Genomic DNA, 20,036 nt, shown 5'->3' on the forward strand with positions numbered 1-20,036 from the left:
TCTCGTACGGCTCAGCCGGCGGACCCCGAGGGTTCGCCGGCTTAGTCGTGTCCGCAGCAGCAGCCGCCGCCCACCGGCCCGGCAGGGTCGGGCACGCCGGCCCGGCCAGGCCCGCCGGGGCCCGACCGGCAGGTCAGAGGGTACGGCCGAAGGAGACGCAGCCCTCCGCGTCCTTGTAGTAGCCGAAGTTCGGGATCCGCTCGTACCCGGCGGAGCCGTACATGGCGATCGCCTCGGGCTGCTTGTCGCCGCACTCCAGGACCACCCGCTTGCGGCCCTGCTCGCGGGCTGAGCGCTCGACGGCCGCCAGCACCGCGCGGGCCACCCCCCGCCCCCGCGCCGCCGGTGCCGTGTACATCCGCTTCAGCTCCGCGGTGTCCGCGCCGTGGCTGCGCCACCCGCCGCAGCCGACCGGCTCGCCGGCCAGGTAGGCCACGAGGAACGCGCCGTCGGGCGGTTCGAACTCGGCCGCGTCCACCGGGGTGTCGTCGCCGGAGCCGCCGTAGCGGGCGCCGAGGTCGGCCAGTGCGGCTTGGATCAGGTGCTGCGCCACCGGTGCGTCGAACCGCACCGCCCGGATCTCGATCTCACTCACGGTGTCCAGGGTACGGCGGCGGGCGGGCCTCACCGGAAGTGGTCCCAGCCTGCCGGGCCGTCGTAGGCAGCGCCGTCGACAGTCACACCGGCACCGTCCGTGACCAGGCCGATCTGCCGCCAGCCCGACGGCAGCACCACCGCCGGGGGAAAGGTCGCGGCAAGCGCGTGGTCGTCGCCACCAGCCAGGATCCAGGTGTACGGGTCGACGTCGAGTGCCTGCGCTGCGTCGGCCATCTGCCGGGGCACCTCGAACCCGTCGCGGCGTACGTCGATCGCCACCCCGCTGGCCGCCGAGACGTGCCCGAGGTCGGCGAGGAGCCCGTCCGACACGTCGATCATGGAGGTGGCGCCGAGCTGGGCGGCCTGCGGGCCGGCCGGGTAGGGCACCTGCGGCCGCCGGTACGCCTCGACGAGCAACCGTGGGGTACGGAAGCCCCGGGTCAGCACGGTCAGCCCGGCTGCCGCGTACCCGGTGCGCCCGGCCAGGGCGAGCACGTCCCCGGGGCGGGCGCCGGACCGCAGCACGGGCGGACGACCGGCCAGGTCGCCCAGCGCGGTGACCGCGACGGTCAGGGTGGGGCTTGCGGACATGTCCCCGCCGACGACACTCGCGCCGACCGTCGCCGCCTCCGCGGCGAGCCCGTCGGCCAGTTCCTCGGCCCAGCCGGTGTCCAGGTCCGCCGGCATGCAGAGAGCGACGAGCAGGGCGGTCGGCGTGGCGCCCATCGCCGCGATGTCCGCCAGGTTGGCCGCTGCCGCCCGGTGCCCGACGTCGCGGGCCGAGGACCAGTCCCGCCGGAAGTGCCGCCCGTCGACAAGCACGTCGGTGGAGGCCGCCACCCGGCCGTCCGGGGCGGCCACCAGCGCCGCGTCGTCGCCCGGGCCGAGCAGGGTCGTCGGCCCGTACGACAGCCGGGCGGTGATCTTCTCGATCAGCCCGAACTCCCCGATCCCGGACACACCGACGCCACCGCGGGCGTTCCGCCCGTGCTGCCCGGCTCCGCCGTGCTCGCTCACCGCTGCTCCTTGACCACCGATAGGGATCAGACCTGGTCCGTAAGGTAGTTTCACCCTTCGGGCCGCTCCCGGGCGGCGACGGACGGAGGTCGAGTCGTGGTACAGGCGTACATCCTCATCCAGACCGAGGTCGGCCGCGCACGTGACGTGGCGGGTCTCATCGCGGACATCTCCGGCGTGGTACGCGTCGACGCCGTCACCGGGCCGTACGACGTGGTCGTCCTCACCGAGGCGAACACCGTCGACGAGCTCGGCAAACTCATCGTCAGCAAGGTGCAGATGGTGCCCGGCATCACCCGCACCCTCACGTGTTCGGTGGTGCGGCTGTAAGTGGAAGAGATGACGACCTCCTCCTCTGCTCTGGACGACGACGGGACGCGCGACGCGGCCGACGGGACGCCCGAGCCGGCTGACGGTAACCGTGAGTCGACCGATCCCGCGGCCGCCGCGCCGGCTGGCCGCGATCGGACCATGCGTGGCGCCGCCCTGCTCGCCACGTTGATCGCGCTGCCGATCACGCTGCTGGTGGCCGTACTGGCCTTCAGCAAGCTCAGCCCGGACACTCCGGCCGCCGCGCCGACACCCTCGGCGACCACCGCCCGGGTGCAGTCCACCACCCCGGTGGAGATGGCCGCCCCGGCGCTGGCCGCCCGCCCGGCCACTGTCTGCCGGGCGCTGCTCTCCCAGCTTCCGGCGAGCATCCGCGATCTGGCCCAGCGGCCGGTCACCGCCGGTCCGGAGCAGAACGCCGCGTACGGCGACCCCGCGCTCACCGTGGCCTGCGGTGGCACCGAACCGGCCTTTCCCAGCACCGACGAGGTCTGGACGGTCAACCGGGTCTGCTGGCACCTGGCCGAGCAGGCCGACGCGGCGGTCCTCTCCACCGTCGACCGGGAGACGCTGATCACCGTGCGCGTGCCACGCTCGTACGAGCAGCCGTTGCAGTGGTTGCCGACGATCTCCAGCACGATCGTGGCGAGCGTGCCCTCCGGCGGCGCCATCCCGTCCGGCTGCCAGCACTGAGCTCGAACCGGCCCCGCCCGCGCCGGCTGTGCGCGGGCCGGGCCGGACGGCTCAGTGCAGGCCGACGCCGCGCCGCTGGGCGGTACGGATCAGCCGGTTGACCAGCTTCGGGTACTCCAGGCCGGAGGCCGCCCACATCCGCGGGAACATCGACGTCGGGGTGAAGCCGGGCATCGTGTTGATCTCGTTGAGGTAGACGTCCAGCTCGGGTGTGACGAAGAAGTCGGCCCGGGCCAGACCCGCGCAGTCCAACGCGGTGAACGCGCGGACCGCGTACTCCTGCACCTGGCGGGTCACCTTCTCCGGCAGGTTGGCCGGAATGTCGTACTCGCAGGAGTCGTCGAGGTACTTCGCCTCGAAGTCGTAGAAGTCGTGGTCGGCGACGACCCGCACCTCGGCCAGCACGGACGCCTCGGGCGCGCCACCGGCCTCGCCCTCCAGCACACCGCACTCGATCTCGCGGCCGACGATCGCGGCCTCGATGATGACCTTCGGGTCGAACTGCCGGGCGGCGGCGACCGCCGCGTCCAGCTGCGCCCAGTCGGTGACCTTGCTGACGCCGAACGACGACCCGGCCCGGGACGGCTTGACGAAGACGGGCAGGCCGAGCCGCTCCTTGTCCTGCTCGCTGAGCGTCATGCCGTTGCGCAGCACGGCGTACGTGCCAACCGGGATGCCCTCGACGGCGCAGAGCTTCTTGGTGAACTCCTTGTCCATGGCGGCCGCGGAGGCGAACACGTTCGCCCCGACGTAGGGGATGCCGGCCATCTCCAGCATTCCCTGGATGGTGCCGTCCTCGCCGTACGTGCCGTGCAGGACCGGGAAGACCACATCCACGTCGGCCAGCGCCCGGGGACCCTCGGTCGGATCGAGCACCATCAGCCCGTTGCCGGTGGGGTCGGCGCGCAGCACGATGTCGTCGCCGGAGTCGGCGGTGATCTCCGGCAGCTGACGGGCGTTGATCGCGAGCTGGGCAGGGTCTCCGTTGGTCAGCACCCACTGGCCGGCCCGGGTGATGCCCACCGGCACCACCTCGAACTCGTCCGGGTCGAGTGCGCCGAACACGCTGCCGGCGCTGACGCAGGAGATGCCGTGCTCCGGGCTGCGGCCGCCGAAGACGATCGCCACGCGGGTCTTGCCTGGGGTGGTCACTCCGGTCACCTCTTCGTACGCGACTGCGGCTGGTCGTGCTCGCCGGTGGCGCTCACCCGGTTGACCTTACTGTGCGTGGCCACGGGGCGAGGCGATACCCGGCGAGCCACGGCGCGACACGGCAATCGGTCATCAGAGGATATACGGTGCGTGATCGGACGGTAGCGGCACTCGCGGGCCGCTGACCTGGGCCTGCTCAATCCCGGGAGTGCCGGCGGCCGACCGCGATCACCTTCACCCGCTGCCGGCCGGCCCGCACCATGCCCAGCGCCATGAACGCTCCGGCGATGCGGTCGGCGGCCTCCCGGCTGCTGGCACCGACGACCTGCCGGCGCCGTTCCGGCGCGACCCGCTCGTTGCGGTTGACGTCCTCGACCGGGCGCACGTCGGTGAGCACGACGAGGAAGCGGGTCATCGCGTGCCGCCCGAGGGTACGGCGGGGGGCTCCGGGCGGGTTCGCACGTCGTCTCCTTCCGGCGGGCCGGGATGGCGGGGCGGCACGCGACGATCGGGTACGGGGGAGAAACCCGATCGCCGCGCGCCCCATCCCCTCCGGTCGCTCACCACCACCGTCGCCACGACAACCGGCGGTGAGGACGCCATAACAGATTGACACGTGTACAGCCGTGAATGCAACTCTCATCGACGTTCTCTCATGCAGACGTTCCCGCAAATGTGTGCGACCATCGATGCATGGCTCCGAAGACCGCCCGTGCCCGCCGGCTCGGCATCGCCCTGCGCCACCACCGGGAAGCCGCCGGGCTGACGCTGGAGACCGCGGCGGATGAGATCAACAGCACCCGCAGCACCCTCTCCCGGTACGAGAACGCCCAGACCCTGATCAGCCCGGCCACTGTGCGCGCCCTGCTCACCTCGTACGGGGTGGGCGCCGAGGAGGTGGCCGCGGCGGTGCAGCTCGCCAAGGACGCCCGCAAGCCGGGCTGGTGGGTGTCGTACTCCTACCTGCTGGATCCCCGCACCATCGACTTCATCGCGCTGGAGGCCGAGGCGACCGCCATCGCCAACTTCGAGCCCTCGGTGGTGCCCGGCCTCCTGCAGACCGCGGACTACGTCCGTGGCGTGATGCGCGGCGGGCCGCACACCCTCGGCGACGACCTGGTGGAACAACGGGTCAAGATCCGGCTTGACCGACAACAACGGCTCACCGCCGACCAGCCGCCCATTCTCGACGCGATCATCGACGAGGGCGCGCTGCTACGCCCGGTCGGCGAGCAGTCGGTGATGAACGGGCAACTCCGGCACCTGGTCAAGATGGCCGAGCTGCCGAACATCAGCGTCCAGGTGATCCCGCTCTCCGCCGGCTACCACCGAGGCACCCGGGGTTCCCTGCACATTCTCGAGTTCGCCGACCCGGAGGACCCGATCATCGCGTCGGTGGAGACCGTCGCGGGTCAGATGATCCTCGACCGCGCCGGTGAGACGCGTACCTGCACCAAGATCATGGAGCATCTCCGAAGCGTGGCGCTCAGCCCGGCGGACAGCCGCGAGATGCTCCTGTCAGTCCTGAAGGGACGGTAGGACCGATGACCCCGATGATCACAGCGGCCTTGGCCGCGGCGACGTGGCGCAAGAGCAGCCGCAGCGGCGACGAAGGCGCCTGCGTGGAGGTGGCCACGATCCCGCAGCTCGTGGCCGTCCGCGACTCGAAGGACCCGGCCGGCCCGGCCCTGCTGTTCCCACCGGCGGCCTGGGCCGCCTTCGCCCAGGCGCCGCCCCAGCGCTGACCTGAGGTGCCGAGCCGGCGCGGGTCGTGGCCCGCGCCGGCTCAGGCAACCAGCGGGCGGGGCTCCGGAACGGCGCGTAGCGCCTCCAGCGCGGCGATCGCGACGCCTCGGGCACCTGCCATGTCCCGGTCCGGCACCAACGCGAAGGTGGCCACCGCCGCCTGCTCCTCACGCAGCATGGTGTGCTCCCGAACCGTCGCCAGGAACCAGTCGCGGAACTCCGGTGCCGCCTCCACCACCCCACCGCCGACGAAGTACGCGTGCGGGTCGGTGAAGTTCGCGGCGACGGTGAACAGCCGCCCCAATGCCATCGCCTGCTGGGCGAAGAGGTCGCGCGCGAGAGCGTCCTCGCGCTCGCCGTACCCCCGGACCAACTTGGCCGCCCGTGCCACCGGCTCGGCCGCGAGCGGATGGTCGGGGTACCGGGTCAGCCAGTACGGCAGCAGGTTGCGTTCGATGCCGGTCAGCGACGCGACGCTCTCGACGTCGCCGGTGAAACCGCAGGCGCAGGTGGGTTCCGGCTGGCCCGGGCCGAGCAGCCCGCTCAGCGGGATGTGCACGTGGCCCAACTCCCCCGCCATCCCGGCCGCACCGGCGATCACCCGACCGCTCTCGACCACACCACCACCGAGACCGGTGCCGACGATCGCGGACACCGACGAGCGGTTCATCGCGTCGGCGCCGAAATGGACGTGGTGGGCGTACAGCGCGGCCGCGTTGCCGTCGTTGTGATAAATCACCGGCAGGCCGAGCCGTCGCTCCAGCGCCCCTCGCACGTCGAAGCCGCGCCAGGCCGGCTGGGAGAAGTTGGTGGACCCCCGCGACGAGATGACGCCCGCTGCGCTGGCCGGGCCGGGCGTGTCCAGCCCGACCGCCTGGACCAGGTCACGCGGCACGCCGGTCTGGGCCAGGGCACCGTCCAGCGCCCGGGCCAACGCCTCGATCGCCGCCTCCGGCCCGGACCGCACCTCGCTGGGGATCTCCAACAGCCCGTCCACCAGGAAGCGGCCGTCCACCGTCAGCACGGTGGCGTTGTTGCTGGTGCCGCCGTTGTCCAGCCCGACGACCACCGGCACCCCTGCGCTGCCCACCGAAACCACCTCCCGCCGTCGTGACTGTGAGCCGAGGCTAGTGCCAAGCCCTCTCCCCCGCCACGCCTAGGCGGCCCGAGCACCCTCAGCCGGCCGTGCACCAAGCCGCTCGGCAGTCCGCCACCGTCGATCAAGGAGTTGTGGTGGAGGATGAAATACTCGTTATGGCGCTTACCGGGCACCACAACTCCATGATCGACTCGGGTCAGGGACGGCGGGCGAACACCGCTGTGGCGTCCAGGTCTTCGTCGTGGCGCACTGTTGGTACCAGGCCGGCCGCGCTGAACGCATCGCAGAGTGTGTCGACCTGGGTGGTGCCGGCCTCGACCACCAGGTGGCCGCCGGGGGCGAGCCAACCGGCCGCGTCGGCACCCACCCGGCGCAGCACCGAAAGCCCGTCCGGGCCGCCGTCGAGCGCCACCGGGGCCTCGTGCAGTCGCGCCTCCGGCGGCATCAGCGCGACCGCGTCGGTCGGCACGTACGGGGCGTTGGCGACCACCAGGTCCAACCGACCCCGCCACTGGCGGGGCAGCGGCGCGAAGAGGTCACCCTCGTACACCTCGGCGTCCAGCCCGACGACGTTGCGCCGCGCGCACGCCACGGCCGCCGGGTCGATGTCGGCGGCGGCCAGCCAACGCGGTGCCAGCCGGTACGCCAACGCGACAGTGGTCGCCCCGGAGCCGCAGCAGAGGTCGACCACGGCCGGCGCCGCGCCGGTCAGCTCAGCCGCCACCTCGACCAGCAGGGCGGTCCGGGCCCGCGGCACGAAGACGCCCTCGTCGACGGCGATCCGCAGGCCGCAGAACTCCGCCCAGCCGAGCAGGTACTCCAACGGTTCACCGGCCACCCGGCGGTCGGTCAGGTCGGCCAACGCCGCCGGACTCTGCGCGGCGGCCAGCAGCAGTTCGGCCTCGTCCTCGGCGTAGACGCAACCGGCGGCCCGCAGCCGGCTCACCAGGGCGGCACGGCCGGACGATTCCACCGGGGACCTCAGACCGGTCCTGCGGCGTCCAACGCGGCGGCGATGTCGGCCACCAGGTCCGCGGTGTCCTCCGCACCACAGGAGAGCCGGACGAAGCCGGGCGCGGTGTCGTCGCCCCACTGCGCCCGGCGGTCCGCCGTGGTGTGCAGGCCACCGAAGGAGGTCGCCGCCGCCACCAGCCGGGCGGCCTCGACGAATCGGCCCACCCGGTCGGCGTCGCCCAGGTCGAACGAGAGCACCCCGGGGATCCGACGCATCTGCGCCGAGGCCACCGGGTACGCGGGGTCGTCCGGCCGCCCCGGCCACCGCAGGCCGGTCACGTCCGAGCGGCCGGCGAGCAGGTCGACGACCGCGGCGGCGTTCGCGCTCTGCCGCGCCAGCCGCAGGTCGAGAGTGGCCAGTGACCGGTGAGCCAGCCAGGCGTCGAACGCGCCCGGAACCGCCCCGGTGGTCGTACGCCAGGTCGTCACCGCGTCGATGAGGTCGGCGGACCGGCTGGCCAGATAGCCCAGCAGCAGGTCGGAGTGGCCGGTGAGCGCCTTCGTGCCGGAGGCGACCACCAGGTCGGCACCGAGATCCAGTGGGCGCTGACCGAGCGGGGTGGCCGTGGTGTTGTCGACAGCGAGCAGCGCGCCGGCCGCGTGCGCCCGGTCGGCCAGAGCAGCCACGTCGACGACGTCCAGGCCCGGATTGGCGGGCGTCTCCACCAGCACCAGCCGGACGCCCTCGAACGACGGGTACGGCCCGACGGTCGGCACGAAGAGCACCCGGACGCCGATGGCCTCCAGCACAGATGTGGCGAACGCCCGGACCGGGAAGTATCCGTCGGTGGGGAGCACCACGGTGTCCCCCGGCCGCAGCAGGGTGAGCAGCAGGCCGGTGATGGCCGCCTGACCGGTCGCGAAGACCCGGCAGTCGCCGCCCTCCAACTCGCCCACCGCCGCCTCCAGCAACCGCCGGGTCGGGTTGTCGGGGCGGCCGTAGCCGTTCGGTGACGTGCCCTGACCCTCGAACGGGTCGAGGTGGTACGGCGCGGCGAAGACCGGCCCGGGCAGGAACGGGTCCCCCGGTGCCGGCTCGGGCAGGCCAGCGCGTACGCAGCGGGTGCCGTCTCCCCACTCGTTCATCGGGTTCCTCACTCGTACGACTCGGGTTTGGCGGTGCGGCTCATCAGGGTCTCCACGGCGAGGCGCGGGTCCATCCCCTCGTGGCAGATCCGCTCGACGTGCTCGGTGATCGGCATCTCCACGCCGTGCGCCCGGGCCAGGTCGCGGATCGCCAGGCAACTCTTCACGCCCTCGGCGGTCTGCCGGGTGGCGGCCTGGGCCTGTTCCAGCGTCTCGCCCCGCCCCAGATGCTCCCCAAAGGTGCGGTTGCGGGCCAGCGGGGACGAGCAGGAGGCAACCAGGTCGCCCATTCCGGCGAGGCCGGCGAAGGTGATCGGGTCCGCACCGAGCGCCACGCCCAGCCGGGCCGTCTCGGCCAGCCCACGGGTCATCAGCATGGCCCGGGTGTTGTCGCCGAAACCCATCGCGGTGGCGATGCCGTACGACAGGGCGATCACGTTCTTGACCGCCCCGCCCAGCTCACAGCCGATCACGTCGTCGTTCGTGTAGGGGCGCAGGTACGGCGTCCGGATCGACGACTGGACGAGCGTGGCGCGGGCGCTGTTCGTTCCGGCGACCACCGTCGCGGCGGGCTGCTCGGCGGCGATCTCCGGGGCCAGGTTCGGGCCGGACACGACGACCACCCGGTCCGCGGCGACCCCGGCGGTCTCCACGATGACCTCGCTCATCCGCTTGGTGGTGCCCAGCTCGATGCCCTTCATCAGCGACACCAGTGTGGAATCCGGGTGCAGGTGCCCGGCCCATGCGGCGAGGTTGCCGCGCAGGGTCTGTGACGGCACGGCCAGCACCACCACCTCGGCGCCGGTGATCGCCTCGGCGGCGTCGGCGGTGGCGGTGACGCGGGCCGGCAACAGCAGGTCGGGCAGGTACTCCGGATTGCGGCGCTCGGCCCGGATGCACTCGGCGACCGGCGCCCGACGGGCCCACACCGTCACGTCCCGCCCCGCGTCCGCGAGGATTTTGGCGAACGCGGTGCCCCAGGAACCGGCACCGAGCACCGCCACGTGACCACTCATGCCACCGCTCCGCTTCGCTTCGCGGCGGCCTGGCCGGCACCGCTGCCGAGCCCGACGATTCGCTCGCTCCGCTCGCTCATGCCGCCTCGTCCCGCTGCTCGCGGCCGACGGAGGACCGGGCCGGTCGCTCCCACAGTGGCGGCGGGGTACCGCCACGGATCTCGGCGAGCATGTCCCGCAGCCGCAACATGATGGTGTCCGTCATCTCCTCGAGGGTGGCCCGGGTCGGCTGGGCGTCCGCCCACCGGCTCAGGTCGATCGGCTCTCCGGCGGCAACTGTCACCGGAATCCGGGGGCGCAGGCTGACACGTGCCGTCCGCGGGTCGAAGATCCGTTCTGGCCCCCACATCACCACCGGTACGACCGGGGCGCCGGTGGCCAGGGCCAGCCGGGCCGCACCGGTCTTGGCCTTCATCGGCCAGAGCTCCGGCTGTCGCGTGGTGGTGCCCTCAGGGTAGATCACCACCGCGCCGCCCTCGTCGAGCGCGGCGACCAGCGCGTCCAGCGAGCGGACAGCGTCCACGCTGCCCCGCTCGACCGGGATCTGCCGGCACCGGTGCAGGATCCAGCCGACCAACGGCACCCGGAACACGCTGGCCTTGCCCAGGTACTGCGGCCAGCGCCCGGAGTCGTAGATGAAGTGTGCGGACACCAGCGGGTCGGCGTGGGAGATGTGGTTCGCCACGATGATCATTCCGCCGTCGCGGTGGAGATGCTCCTGACCACGCCAGGTACGCCGGGTCCAGACGGTCATCACCGGCTTCACCAGCCCCACGGCGAACCGTTGCCAGAACCCCAGCCTCCGCCGTGCCACTGTGCCTCCTCATCGCGCCCAACCCCGCCGCGAAATCCCGCCCGCGACACCCGCAGCGGAAATCATGCCTGCTCGCCCCCGGTACGGCCAGCGAGGGGCCCGTCGTCCGGCTGGCAGGATTGCGGACGTGAGTCAGCCGAGGTGGGCCGTGGTGGTGCCGGTGAAGCGGCTCGCCGTGGCCAAGAGCCGGCTGCGGGGCGCGCTGCCCGGCGTACCGCATGAGGAGTTGGCGCTGGCCCTGGCGGCCGACACGCTCCGCGCGGTGCTGGCCTGCCCGGCGGTCGCCGAGGCCCTGGTGGTGACCGACGACGTCCGGGTGGCGGCGGCGGCGCGGGCCGCCGGCGCTCGGGTGCTGCCGGACGAGCCGGACGCCGGGCTGAACGCCGCGTTCCGGCACGGGGCGGCCGGGGCCGTCGCCGGGTGGGTGGCCGGGATCACCGCGGACGTGCCGGCGCTGCGCCCGGCCGAGCTGGCCGGCGCGTTGCTCGCGGCGCAGAACGGCCGACCGGGGGTACGCCGGTTCCTGCCGGACGCACCCGGCGGTGGCACTGTGCTGCTCACCGCCGGGCCGGGCGTGCCGCTGGACCCGCGCTTCGGGGTGGGCTCGGCGGTCGCGCACGCGGCGAGCGGGGCGCTGCCGCTCGACGGCGACTGGCCCAGCCTGCGCCGGGACGTGGACACCGCCGCGGACCTGGCCGCCGCCGCGCGGCTCGGGCTGGGGCCGCGCACGGCCGCCCTGGTGGCCGCCGGTCGCGCCGCCCGTGCCGCCGGCTGACCCCGCCTGGCCCGCGTTGAGGGCTGACCCCGCCTGACCCGCGCCACGGGCTGAGCCTGCCCGGGCCGCGCCACCGGCTGAACCCCCGGGTGTACGGTGCCAGCATGCAGGGCACGGTGGCCAGCTACGACGCGGCGACACGCAGCGGTGTCCTGCTGCTCGACGACGGCACCGAGATGCGCTTCCCCGCCCGGGCCTTCGACGCCTCCGGGCTGCGGCTTCTCCGGCTCGGCCAGCGGGTCCACATCGACACCGATCCCGACGGCGAGGTTGTCCGGGTGACATTGCCGACGATGATCTGAGTCGGCGAGCCCAAGTTCATTTTGCGTTTACCGTAATCAGGTGATTATGAGCGGGTGAGCACCCCTCGCGAACAACCCGCCAGCCCGCCCGCCACCGACCTCCGCAACGGCTCCCGCGCGCGCGGCACCGATGGGCGCTTCCGCCCGTCCCGCGCCGAACGCGCCGGCGCCGCCCGCGCCGACACGCTCGCCGACGATCCCGGCGCCGCGTCCTCCGGACTGGACGAGGTCCTCGACCCCGCGCCGAGGATCGACACGGACGGCCCGGCCGCCGGTGACGTCCACCAGGTCCTGCCGGGCGACCTGCCGACCGGCGCCGGGCAGGCGGACGACGACGAGCCCCCGGCGGCCCCGCCGCTGCCGGAGGACCGGTTCCTCAACCGGGAGCTGTCCTGGCTCGACTTCAACGCCCGGGTGCTCACCCTGGCCGAGGACCAGCGCACCCCGCTGCTGGAACGGGCCAAGTTCCTGGCCATCTTCGCGAGCAACCTCGACGAGTTCTACATGGTGCGCATCGCCGGGCTGAAGCGGCGGCTCTCCGCCGGCCTGCCGGTGCGCGGCGGGGACCGGCTGCCGCTGCGTACCCAGTTGGAGCTGATCGCCGAACGGACCGGCGCCCTGGGCGCCCGGCACGCCGCCTGCTTCGTCGACGACGTGCTGCCCAAGCTCGCCGACGAGGGCATCCGGATCCTGCGCTGGGGTGAGCTGGGCGACGGCGAGCGGGAGCGGCTGCGCACCTACTTCCGGGAGCACATCTTCCCGGTGCTGACCCCGCTCGCTGTGGACCCGGCGCACCCGTTCCCGTACATCTCGGGTCGGTCGCTGAACCTGGCGGTGGCGGTTCGTGACCCGGACGGCGGTTCTGAGCTGTTCGCCCGGGTGAAGGTGCCCAACAACGTCCCCCGCTTCGTGCGGGTGGACCGGGACCAGCCGGGTGTGCGGATGTTGCCGGTGGAGGACCTGATCTCGGTGCACCTGGGGCAGCTGTTCAGTGGCATGCAGGTGGTCGAGTGCCACCTGTTCCGGGTCACCCGCAACGCCGAGGTGGAGGTCGACGAGGACCGCGACGAGGATCTGCTCCAGGCCCTGGAGCGGGAGTTGGCCCGGCGACGGTTCGGTCCCCCGGTTCGTCTGGAGGTCGCCGCGTCGATCTCCGACCACATGTTGGAGCTGCTCGTCCGGGAGCTGGACATGGACGACCAGGACGTGCTGCGGGTACCCGGGCTGCTGGACCTGTCCGCGCTGTGGCAGGTCTACGGCGAGGCGGACCGGCCGGACCTGAAGGACCCGCCGTTCGTGCCGGCCACCCATCCCCGGCTCGCCGAGGGTGAGGTGCCGCGCAGCGTCTTCTCCACCCTGCGCGACGGGGACATCCTGGTGCACCACCCGTACCACTCGTTCGCCACCAGCGTGCAGCGCTTCATCGAGCAGGCCGCCGCCGACCCGAACGTGCTGGCCATCAAGCAGACCCTCTACCGGACCAGCGGCGACTCCCCGATCGTCGACGCGCTCGTCGACGCGGCCGCCGCAGGCAAGCAGGTGGTGGTGCTTGTGGAGGTGAAGGCCCGCTTCGACGAGGTGGCAAACATCGGCTGGGCCCGCACGCTGGAACGCGCCGGCTGCCACGTGGTGTACGGCCTGGTCGGTTTGAAGACGCACTGCAAGACCGCGCTGGTGGTCCGGCAGGAGGGCAACCAGATCCGTCGCTACTGCCACATCGGCACCGGCAACTACCACCCGAAGACGGCCCGACTGTACGAGGACTTCGGCATGCTCACCGCCGACCCGGAGATCGGCGCCGACCTCACCGACCTGTTCAACGTGCTCACCGGTTACAGCCGGCAGACCGCGTACCGGCGGTTGCTGGTCGCCCCGCAGGGCATCCGCAGTGGCCTCATCGAGCGGATCGAGCGGGAGATCTCGCACGTCCGCCTGGGCATGCCCGGCCTGGTCCAGTTCAAGGTCAACTCCCTGGTCGACGAGGGGGTGACCGACGCGTTGTACCGCGCCTCGCAGGCCGGCGTCCACGTCGACCTGCTCATCCGGGGCATGTGCACGCTGCGTCCGGGGGTGCCGGGGCTGTCGGACAACATCCGGGTCCGCTCGATCCTCGGCCGGTTCCTGGAACACTCCCGGGTGTTCCGGTTCGGCAACAACGGCGAGGCCGAGTTCTGGATGGGCTCGGCCGACCTCATGCACCGCAACCTGGACCGTCGGGTGGAGGCGCTGGTGCAGGTGAGCGACCCGGTCGCCCGCGCCGAACTGGACCACGTGCTCACCCTCGCGATGAGCCCCGAAGTGGACGCGTTCGAGCTGGCCGGTGACGGGACCTGGACCCGGCGTACCAGCGGTGACAACGCCGCCCGCGCCCATCTGCAGGAACTGCTGCTGCGCCGCGTCGGTGGCACGGCCAGCTGACCGCGCAGCGCATAGGCTGAGCTGATGGTCGAGGAGGAGCAGAAGTACGAGGTGGACGACGCCTACGTGCTGCCGGACCTGGCCGGCACGGCCCCGGCCGGCGGTCGGGTCCGGGCCCTGCCACCGGTGACGCTTGTCGCCCGCTACCTCGACACGGTGGACCTGCGGCTGGCCCGGGCCGGTGCCTCGCTGCGCCACCGCCGGGGCGACGAGCTGCCCTGGACGGTGAAACTGCCGACCGGGACGCCGGGCGTCCGGCACGAGATCTCCCGTCCCGGGCCGAAGGGGCAGCCGCCGCCGGAGCTGGTGGAGCTGGTCACCGTCCTGCACCGGGGGGCGCCGCTGGCCCCGGTGACAGTGGTGCGGACGGTGCGGCACGCGTACGAGGTGTGTGACCGGGCCGGCACGGTGCTCGCCGAGGTGGTGGACGACCGGGTGACAGTGCTCGACGACGCCGGCGCCACCACCGACACGTTCCGCGAGGTGGAGGTGGAGCTGAAGGCCGGTGACCGGAAGCTGCTGGACCGGGTCGGTGGGGTGCTGCGCGAGGGTGGCGCCCAGGGCGGGTCGTTCACGCCGAAGCACGTACGGGCGCTGGGCGCGACGGCGCAGGCCGATCCGGACCTGGTCGCGCCGGCCGGGCTGCCCGCCGAGCCGACCTCCGGTGACGTGGTGACCGAGGCGGTCCGCAAGGAGATCCGCCGGCTGTTGACGCACGACCCGCTGGTCCGGCTGCGCGCCCCGGCCGACGGTGGCGACACCGCAGTGCACCAGATGCGGGTGGCCTGTCGACGCCTGCGCAGTGATCTGCGCACCTTCAAACCGTTGCTGCGCAAGACCTGGTCCCGGCCGCTGCGCGACGAGCTGCGCTGGTTGGCAGGTGTGCTCGGCGCTGCCCGTGACGCCGAGGTGCTGCGCGACCGGCTGCGTCGCACCGCCGACGCCGACCCGTTGAGCCCGCTCGACCGGGGCGCGGTGGGCCGGCTCGACGAGGTGCTCGCCGAACGGCAGCGGGAGGCGCTCACCGGGATCGACGAGACGCTGCGCTCCGCGCGTTACCTGGCCCTGGTGGATTCCCTGGTGCTGGCCGCCCGCGCCCCCCGACTCACCCGCCGGGCGGCCGCGCCCGCCGCGCAGGCGCTACCCGCGCTGGTGGCACGCCCCTGGCGGCGGTTGACCGGGCCGGACGGCGTCGACGGGCTCGACGCGCAGTCGCCGGACGACCGCTGGCACGCCGTTCGCAAGGAGGGCAAGCAGGCCCGGTACGCGGTCAACGCGGTGGCCCCGACGGTCGGCAAGGGCGCGCGCCGGCTGTCCCGCGCCCTCGCCCGGGTGCAGGATGTGCTCGGCGAGCACCAGGACGCGGCGGTGGCTGCGGACACCTGGCTGGAGATCGCCGCCGCGCGGCCGGACGACCATGAGCTGGCGGTCACCGCCGGGCGGCTGGCCGAGCGGGAACGCCTGTCGGTACGCCGGACGCGGGGTCTCCTCCCGGCCGCCTGGCACCGGGCCACCCGACCACGGCGGACAAGTTGGCTGCCGTGACGGGCATCCGGGCGGCCGGCGGGGTGGCCTGGCGGCCGACCGCCGACGGCGTACGCGTCTGCGTGGTGCACCGCCCCCGCTACGGCGACTGGACGCTGCCGAAGGGCAAGCTGGAGCCGGGCGAGCACGCGCTGGCCGCGGCGGTCCGTGAGGTGGCCGAGGAGGCCGACGTGCGGGGCGTGCCGCAGGTGCGGCTGCCGTCGGCGCGGTACCGCAGCGAGGGGCAGCCCAAGCTGGTCGACTACTGGTCGATGCTCGCGGTGGCCAGCGGCGGTTTCCAACCGGGCACCGAGGTGGACGACATCCGCTGGCTCGCGGTGGACGACGCGATCCGGTTGGTCAGCTACCCGCACGACGCCGAGGTGTTGGCGGCGTTCGCCGCGCTGCCGTCGGTGACCGCGACGGTCGCGCTGGTCCGGCATGCCCACGCCGGTAAGCGGGCCACCTGGTCCGGCCCGGACGTCGGACGCCCCCTGGACGCCGAGGGGTGGGCTCAGGCGAGCACGCTGGCCGAGCTGATCGCCCTGATCCGACCGGCCCGGCTGGTGTCGGCGTCGCCGCGACGGTGCGTGCAGACGCTCGATCCGGCCGCCGCGTTGCTCGACCTGCCGATCGAGGTCTGCGGCGACCTGGACGAGCCACAACCCGGCCAGCAGAGCGACGAGCAGATCCTGGCCACCGCCGCCCGGCTGCTGGAGCTGGCCGGCACCGGTGGGCAGTCGGCGGTGTGCAGCCAGGGCAAGGTCCTGCCGGGTGCCCTGGAGCGGCTGACCGGCCGCACCGATGAGGACTTCACCACGCCGAAGGGCGGCGGCTGGCTGCTCGCCTTCACCGCCGACCGGCTGCTGGCCACAGATCGCCTGTAGGGGGCCGCGTTCGCCTTCGTCAGCGGGGCGGCAGGGTCACTGTGACCGCGACCGGCAGGTGGTCACTGGCCGTGCTGCGCGGCGCGACCGGGTCGCTGGGGGTCAGGCCGGGCGAGACGAAGATGTGGTCGATCTGCTGGCGCGGGTCGTCCGCCGGGCTGGTCGCCAGCGGTCGGGCGGCCGCCAACGCGTCGACCAGGCCGGCGTTGGAGAACTCCGCGAACGCCTCGTCGCCCGGCTCGGTGTTCAGGTCACCCGCCACCACCAACGGCCGACCGGCCGCGTACCGGGTGGCGAAGTTGGCGACCGCGCGGGCCTGGACCACCGGGCCCTTGCCGGGTGGAGGTTGCAGATGGGTGCTGACCACTGCGGTACGGACACCGTCGCCGAGGTCCAGCGTGACGGCGAGGGCCTGCGCTCCGGTGGGGGCGCCGACGGCGGCCAGCGGCAGGGTCCGCGGATCGCTTACCGGCCAACGGCTGAGCACCGCGTCACCCCAGACGGGGTCGGCGGCCGGCCCGAAGACGTAAGGCATGCCGAGCCGGTCGGCCAACAGGTCAAGGGTGTCGTGCCCGCCGTTGAGCAGCCAGGCCCGGTCCACCTCGCTGAGCAGCACCACGTCGGGCCGTTGCCGGTCGACGACGTCGGCGAGGCCGGTCAGGTCGAACCGGCCGTCCAGCCCGAAACCCATCCGGATGTTGTACGCCACCACCGTCAACCGTGCCGGGGGGCCGTCCCGGTTGCTGGCCACCGGCACCTCGTCGGCGAGGACCGGTGCCAGCAGGGCCAGCGCGGTGACCGAAGCGGCAGCCCGGAGCGGCGGAAACGGCCCGGGAAGCCGTTGGACGACGGGACGGGCGGTGAACGCCACGGCGGCGACCAGCACGGCCACCACCACGGGCACCGCCGCGTTGGGATAGCCGAGATCGTAGGCCGAGTAGTACCCGACGGACCCCAGCGCGAAGACGAGCATGCCGGCGGTGACCGCGTACCCCCGCCGGGAGGCGCCGGTGCCGGCGTTCGCGGTGTCGCTGTCCGGGTGGCTGGTGTCGTCGGTCAGGGCGAGGCAGGCGCCGAGGCCGACAGATGCGAGCAGGATGGCGGGCAGGAGCAGGTCGCCCCGGTCGAGGGCGAACAGCACCGCGCCGGCGAGCAGCGCCACCGGTCCGTACGCCCGGCCCCACCCGCGAGGTGGCCGGGTCAACGCGGCGCCAAGGAACCCGGCGACCGCCACCGGCACCGGCGCCAGGCCGAACAGCGGCGAACGGGCCACCCCGTCCCCGGCGACCAGGTACGACATCCCGGTCCGGGTCAGTGCCGGGGAGAGCGCCACCATTCCGGCCAGCAGCAACGCGGGCCCGGCCAGCAGCCAGGCCCGGGCACCACCGGGGCCGGCGGCGGCATCAGCGGGGGCGCCAGCGGTGTCAGCGGGGGCGTTACCTGCACCGCCGCGCTGGCCGGGTTGCGCCGTGCCGACCAGGAACACCGCCACCGCGACGGCGCTGAGCAGCCAGGCCACCCAGTCCCCCCGCCAGACCAGGTCGACGGTGTCCAGCACCGCGTGCACTGCCGCGTTGACAGCGAACCCCAACGCCAGCCCCGGGACCGGACGGTCGGTGTCGGCGGCGACGCCGACCAGCCAGACCAGCCCGGCGAGCAACCCGGCGGTGGCCAACCAGAGTTGCGGACGCCCGCCCGGGGCGGCGGTGAGGGTGAGCCGGGCGACGGCGAGCGCGACAGCGGCGACGACGGTGACCGGGCGGGCTCCGACTCGGCGGACCACGGCGGGTGCGCCCATCGCGAGCACGAACCAGCCGAGGGCGAACGCCCCCATCAGCTCGGCCGGGGTGGACGCCGCCTGACCGAAGATGGTGATGATGCCGGGTAACCAGACCCGCAGCACGTCGATGAGGAGAAGCACGCCCAGCGCGAGCGTCCCGGTGGTGAGCTGGCGGTAGCGCACCGGCGCCCCATTTCCCGTCGACGGGCCGGCCCAGGGGTGGCCGGCACGGCGATTCTGCGTGAGCGCGACAACCGGGTCAACGGTCCCCGTACGCCGAAAGACAGTTCCGGTACGCCGAAAGGGCGCCCACCCACGGGTGGACGCCCTTGCGGTACGGGTCGGTCAGCGCTTGCTGGCCGCCTTCTTGGCCGGAGCCTTCTTCGCCGGCGCCTTCTTGGCCGCCGTGCTCTTGCTCGCCGCCGCGGTGGTCTTCTTCGCAGCGGTCGACCGGGTCGCGGCGGTGGTCTTCTTCGCCGCTGTGGTCTTCTTGCTGGCGGCCGTCTTGGTCGCCGTGGTGCTCTTGCTCGCCTTGGCCGGGGCGGTCTTCTTGCTGGCGGCCGTCTTGGTCGCCGTGGCGGTCTTGCTCGCCTTGGCCGGGGCGGTCTTCTTGCTGGCCGCCTTCGCCGTTGTCGCCTTGGTGCCCGCCGCCTTCGCGGTGGCCGCCTTGGTCGCCTTCGTGCCCGCCGCCTTGGCCGTGGCGGTGCTGGTGGTGGCCTTCTTCGTCGCCACCGTGGCCTTGGGCACCTTGCCGCTGGCCACCATTTCCTTGAACCCGGCGCCGGGGCGGAAGGTCGGGACTGACGTCTTCTTGACCTTCACCGCCTCGCCGGTACGCGGGTTGCGCGCTGTTCGCGCGCCACGCACACGCTTTTCGAATGCTCCGAATCCGGTGATCGCCACCTTCTCGCCCTTGGTGACCGCCGCCTGGACCTCGGTGAGGACCGCGTCGAGCGCGGCCGTCGCCATCTTCCGGTCCCCCAGGCGAACGGCGAGCGCCTCGATGAGCTCGGCCTTGTTCACGACTTCCTCCCGATTGTGCAACTGACTCGTCGCGAGCCATTCTGCGCGCACGGTATGCCCTGTGCTGCCGGGACACAAACATTCGGTAGAAAAAAGCCCTTGTGTCGTAACGGATTCACCCCCACCGGATGGCCCGATGGGGGTGAAATCCGCTGTGCGAGCGGCCTAACGGCTATGCCACGGAGGGCAGGAACGGCAGTCGGCGCGCCTCGTAGGAGTCGATGTCGGCGGCGTGGCGGAGGGTGAGTCCAATGTCGTCGAGGCCTTCCAGGAGGCGCCAACGGCTGAAGTCGTCCAGCGGGAACGACCAGCTCGCATCCCCTGCCCGCAGCTGGCGGGCGGTCAGGTCGACGGTCACCGGAGTGGTCGGATCCGCCTCGACCAGGTCCCACAACTCTTCGACGGCTTTCAATTCCAACTCGACCGGCAACAGACCTTCCTTGAGGGCGTTGCCGCGGAAGATGTCACCGAAGCGCGGGGCCACCACCGCGCGGAAGCCCCAGTCCCGTAGCGCCCAGACCGCGTGCTCCCGGGAGGACCCGGTGCCGAACTCCGGGCCGGCGATGAGGATCGACGCCCCGGAATAGTTCTCATCGTTGAGCACGAATGCCGGATCTTCCCGCCAGGCGCTGAACAGCCCGTCGGCGAAGCCCGTCCGGGTCACCCGCTTGAGGTACACGGCGGGGATGATCTGATCGGTGTCCACGTTGGATCGGCGCAGCGGCACGGCGGTGCCTGTGTGGGTGGTGAACTTGTCCATCTC

General features: G+C 72.9%; 21 protein-coding genes. 9 read left to right on the top strand and 12 right to left on the bottom strand.

All coding sequences use genetic code 11. The features are described 5' to 3' along the window. Positions 1-133: 133 nt before the first annotated feature. The gene (locus ABZU74_RS03940) at positions 134-595 is read right to left on the bottom strand and encodes a GNAT family N-acetyltransferase (protein WP_355418274.1); all 462 of its coding nucleotides are present in this window, start codon (positions 593-595) and stop codon (positions 134-136) included. 29 nt (positions 596-624) lie between these two features. After that, a complete protein-coding gene (locus ABZU74_RS03945) occupies positions 625-1,614 on the bottom strand; it encodes a thiamine-phosphate kinase (protein ID WP_355418276.1) in 990 nt (329 codons plus the stop codon). Positions 1,615-1,710: 96 nt separating this feature from the next. Here ABZU74_RS03945 and ABZU74_RS03950 point away from each other — a divergent pair, with 96 nt between their 5' ends. Continuing rightward, positions 1,711-1,944 carry an Lrp/AsnC ligand binding domain-containing protein gene (locus ABZU74_RS03950; protein WP_030335303.1) on the top strand — a complete coding sequence of 78 codons (234 nt, stop codon included), beginning with the start codon at positions 1,711-1,713 and terminating at the stop codon, positions 1,942-1,944. After that, the gene (locus ABZU74_RS03955) at positions 1,945-2,637 is read left to right on the top strand and encodes a DUF3515 family protein (protein WP_355418278.1); all 693 of its coding nucleotides are present in this window, start codon (positions 1,945-1,947) and stop codon (positions 2,635-2,637) included. A 51-nt stretch (positions 2,638-2,688) separates the two neighbouring features. Here the strand turns inward: ABZU74_RS03955 and ABZU74_RS03960 are convergent, their stop codons facing one another. Both ABZU74_RS03960 and ABZU74_RS03965 read right to left on the bottom strand, forming a co-directional pair. Next, positions 2,689-3,789 (bottom strand): D-alanine--D-alanine ligase family protein, encoded by a 1,101-nt coding sequence (locus ABZU74_RS03960; RefSeq protein ID WP_355418280.1) that lies wholly within the window; start codon positions 3,787-3,789, stop codon positions 2,689-2,691. Between the two features lie 196 nt (positions 3,790-3,985). After that, positions 3,986-4,204 (bottom strand): hypothetical protein, encoded by a 219-nt coding sequence (locus ABZU74_RS03965; protein ID WP_355418282.1) that lies wholly within the window; start codon positions 4,202-4,204, stop codon positions 3,986-3,988. Between the two features lie 278 nt (positions 4,205-4,482). On the opposite strand from ABZU74_RS03965, the gene ABZU74_RS03970 reads away from it, so the two are divergent. Beyond that, on the top strand, positions 4,483-5,328 hold the full coding sequence (locus ABZU74_RS03970) for a helix-turn-helix transcriptional regulator (protein WP_355418284.1): 846 nt from the start codon (positions 4,483-4,485) through the stop codon (positions 5,326-5,328). 5 nt (positions 5,329-5,333) lie between these two features. Next, the gene (locus ABZU74_RS03975) at positions 5,334-5,534 is read left to right on the top strand and encodes a DUF397 domain-containing protein (RefSeq protein WP_355418286.1); all 201 of its coding nucleotides are present in this window, start codon (positions 5,334-5,336) and stop codon (positions 5,532-5,534) included. A 41-nt stretch (positions 5,535-5,575) separates the two neighbouring features. On the opposite strand, the gene ABZU74_RS03980 is transcribed toward ABZU74_RS03975, so the two are convergent. The 5 genes from ABZU74_RS03980 to ABZU74_RS04000 form a co-directional block, all read right to left on the bottom strand. Continuing rightward, entirely contained in the window at positions 5,576-6,625 is a 1,050-nt protein-coding gene (locus ABZU74_RS03980; protein WP_355418288.1) for an ROK family protein, read from the bottom strand. A gap of 205 nt (positions 6,626-6,830) precedes the next feature. Continuing rightward, positions 6,831-7,607: a putative protein N(5)-glutamine methyltransferase gene (locus ABZU74_RS03985; RefSeq protein ID WP_355418290.1), complete on the bottom strand. Its 777-nt coding sequence runs from the start codon at positions 7,605-7,607 to the stop codon at positions 6,831-6,833. Positions 7,608-7,615: 8 nt separating this feature from the next. Next, a complete protein-coding gene (locus ABZU74_RS03990; RefSeq protein ID WP_355418292.1) occupies positions 7,616-8,734 on the bottom strand; it encodes a cystathionine gamma-lyase in 1,119 nt (372 codons plus the stop codon). Positions 8,735-8,742: 8 nt separating this feature from the next. Next, on the bottom strand, positions 8,743-9,750 hold the full coding sequence (locus ABZU74_RS03995; protein ID WP_355418294.1) for an NAD(P)H-dependent glycerol-3-phosphate dehydrogenase: 1,008 nt from the start codon (positions 9,748-9,750) through the stop codon (positions 8,743-8,745). Positions 9,751-9,826: 76 nt separating this feature from the next. Next, positions 9,827-10,564, bottom strand: coding sequence for a lysophospholipid acyltransferase family protein (locus ABZU74_RS04000; protein ID WP_355418296.1), 738 nt, complete (start codon positions 10,562-10,564; stop codon positions 9,827-9,829). Between the two features lie 127 nt (positions 10,565-10,691). Between ABZU74_RS04000 and cofC the strand changes: the two genes are divergently transcribed. From cofC to ABZU74_RS04025, 5 genes are all read left to right on the top strand, one after another. After that, positions 10,692-11,339 carry a 2-phospho-L-lactate guanylyltransferase gene (gene cofC / locus ABZU74_RS04005; RefSeq protein ID WP_355418298.1) on the top strand — a complete coding sequence of 216 codons (648 nt, stop codon included), beginning with the start codon at positions 10,692-10,694 and terminating at the stop codon, positions 11,337-11,339. 104 nt (positions 11,340-11,443) lie between these two features. Beyond that, entirely contained in the window at positions 11,444-11,641 is a 198-nt protein-coding gene (locus ABZU74_RS04010; RefSeq protein WP_355172353.1) for a cold-shock protein, read from the top strand. A 54-nt stretch (positions 11,642-11,695) separates the two neighbouring features. Then, positions 11,696-14,059, top strand: a complete 2,364-nt coding sequence (locus ABZU74_RS04015; RefSeq protein ID WP_355418300.1) for an RNA degradosome polyphosphate kinase — start codon at positions 11,696-11,698, stop codon at positions 14,057-14,059. A 24-nt stretch (positions 14,060-14,083) separates the two neighbouring features. Continuing rightward, positions 14,084-15,604 (top strand): CYTH and CHAD domain-containing protein, encoded by a 1,521-nt coding sequence (locus ABZU74_RS04020; protein WP_355418302.1) that lies wholly within the window; start codon positions 14,084-14,086, stop codon positions 15,602-15,604. Next, the gene (locus ABZU74_RS04025; RefSeq protein WP_355418304.1) at positions 15,592-16,470 is read left to right on the top strand and encodes an NUDIX hydrolase; all 879 of its coding nucleotides are present in this window, start codon (positions 15,592-15,594) and stop codon (positions 16,468-16,470) included. The genes ABZU74_RS04020 and ABZU74_RS04025 overlap by 13 nt, the downstream gene beginning before the upstream one ends. A gap of 19 nt (positions 16,471-16,489) precedes the next feature. On the opposite strand, the gene ABZU74_RS04030 is transcribed toward ABZU74_RS04025, so the two are convergent. The 3 genes from ABZU74_RS04030 to leuD form a co-directional block, all read right to left on the bottom strand. Further along, complete coding sequence (locus ABZU74_RS04030) at positions 16,490-18,433, bottom strand: endonuclease/exonuclease/phosphatase family protein (RefSeq protein WP_355418306.1); 1,944 nt, start codon at positions 18,431-18,433, stop codon at positions 16,490-16,492. Positions 18,434-18,595: 162 nt separating this feature from the next. Continuing rightward, positions 18,596-19,273 carry an HU family DNA-binding protein gene (locus ABZU74_RS04035; protein ID WP_355418308.1) on the bottom strand — a complete coding sequence of 226 codons (678 nt, stop codon included), beginning with the start codon at positions 19,271-19,273 and terminating at the stop codon, positions 18,596-18,598. Positions 19,274-19,445: 172 nt separating this feature from the next. Next, positions 19,446-20,033: a 3-isopropylmalate dehydratase small subunit gene (gene leuD / locus ABZU74_RS04040; RefSeq protein WP_355005286.1), complete on the bottom strand. Its 588-nt coding sequence runs from the start codon at positions 20,031-20,033 to the stop codon at positions 19,446-19,448. Positions 20,034-20,036: the final 3 nt, after the last annotated feature.

The sequence above is a fragment of the Micromonospora sp. NPDC005171 genome (assembly GCF_040608575.1).
Lineage (GTDB): Bacteria > Actinomycetota > Actinomycetes > Mycobacteriales > Micromonosporaceae > Micromonospora.